1 pseudogene is annotated in these 1,753 nt (G+C 71.0%); it reads left to right on the top strand.

Annotation, left to right across the window (positions count from 1 at the left end):
- Nucleotides 1–72 precede the first annotated feature (72 nt).
- A pseudogene (locus FVW27_RS14860) lies at nucleotides 73–1,753 on the top strand (PD-(D/E)XK nuclease family protein); the annotation flags it as partial.

The following is a 1,753-nucleotide window of genomic DNA, read 5'->3' as shown; positions in this document are numbered from 1 at the left end:
GCACGCCGCCCCCCAGAACCATGCCCCGCAGAACGCCGCCCCCCAGAACGATCCCAGTGAAGGACACCGCCCGTGACCGGTCCAGACGACATCCTCATGCCCGGCGCGCCGTCCCCGGCCAGGCCCAAACGCCCTGCCAGCCGGCGCGCCGCGCAGCGCCCCACGCATGCTTCCCATGCTGGCAGGGGCCCGCGCCCGTTCCTGATCTTTCCGTGGGACACGGACTTCCTGGCCGGGCTTACCGCCACGCTCATCGAAGCCACCAACGGTCGCCCCGGCGACGCCGTGTTCGTCTTTCCGCATGGTCGGCCCGGGCGCTACCTTGTGGACCGCATCCGCCGCGCCCCGGACATCGTCCGGCCCTGTCTGCTGCCCCGCGTGTTCACGGTGCGCCAGATGTTCACCCTGCTGCGCGCCCACGCGGAAGACCCCACCGCGCGCCCGGCCCGGCCCATTCCCCTGCTGGACCGGGTGGGCCTGCTCATGGACTGCGTGCGCGACCTGGCCCGGCCCGGCGACGAATTGTACGAGCACCTCGCCGCCACTGACCAGCGGCGGTTCTTTCCCTGGGGCGTGCGCCTTGCCGCGCTGATGGAGGAATTCTTCGTCCAGAACCGCGTGCCGGAAGACTACCAGTACATGGAGGGTCAGGTGGCCCCCTTTGCCGCCGCCCTGCTGGGTGCGCTGGGCCGCATCCACGAGGCGTACGCGGCGGCGCTGACGGAACGCGGATGGACCACGCCGGGCTTCGACGCCTTCCGCTCCGTGCGCCTGCTGCCCGGCCCCGACGAGACGGGCCGCGCCACCGAACGCCCCGACGGCTTCACCCTGCCCCCGCTGCTGGCGGGCAAGCGGCTGTTCGTGGCCGGGTTTTCCACCCTCACCGGTACGGAAGAAGCGCTGTTCCTGCACCTGTGGCGGCACGAAGGGGCCACGGTGTGCCTGCATACCGACGCGGCTGTGGCGGAACTGGGCGCCCGCCCGGTGCACTGGACCTGCGAGGACCACGTGCGCTGGCTGACCTCGTGGCGCGCCGGGGCCGCGCTGGCCTGCCCGCCGTCCGGACACGCCCCGTCGATCACCTTTCATGAAGGCTACGACCTGCATTCGCAATTGCTGGTCATGGAACGGGAGCTGCGGGCCGATGGCGGCGATGCGCCCGACGCCCCGACGGCCAACGCGACCCCGGCCGGCAATTTGAAGGAATCGAGTCTAACGCCAGCAATCGAAAGTACCGAAAATTCCATCCCCCCCGCCCCGGACGCCGACGAGTTGGCGGGCACGGCGGTGGTGCTGCCCGACACCGGGCTGCTCATGCCCGTGCTGCACCACCTGCCGGACAAGGACGTGAACATCTCCATGGGCTATCCGCTGGTGCGCTCCACGCTGGTGCGGCTGGTGGAAACCCTGATGCGCCTGCAAGAGACCGCCCGGCCCGCCGCCTCGCTGGCGCTGCCAGAGCAAGGGCCGGAACAAGGGCTGGAACATGGACCGGGCGACACGTTCGCCGCCCCGGGTGGATCGGACGCCGAGCCGTCCACCATGTGCTACCACTGGCGCACGGTCATCGAATGCATCCGCCACCCGTACCTGAAAATGCTGGAACTGGACGGCGAACGCCCCCTGCGCGACCTGTTCCACCTCATGGAAAACGTGGTGCGCGGCGGGGCCAGCTACGTGGACCCGCGCGCGCTGGCCCGCGAGGTGGCCCAGAAGGCCCCCGGCGGTGAACACGGCCCGGCGGCGGCCCTGC

It is taken from the genome of Nitratidesulfovibrio liaohensis, assembly GCF_011682075.1.
In the GTDB taxonomy this organism is placed as follows: domain Bacteria; phylum Desulfobacterota; class Desulfovibrionia; order Desulfovibrionales; family Desulfovibrionaceae; genus Cupidesulfovibrio; species Cupidesulfovibrio liaohensis.
Note: the sequence above shows the minus strand (reverse complement) of the source record. Positions and strands in the feature narration are given on the sequence as shown.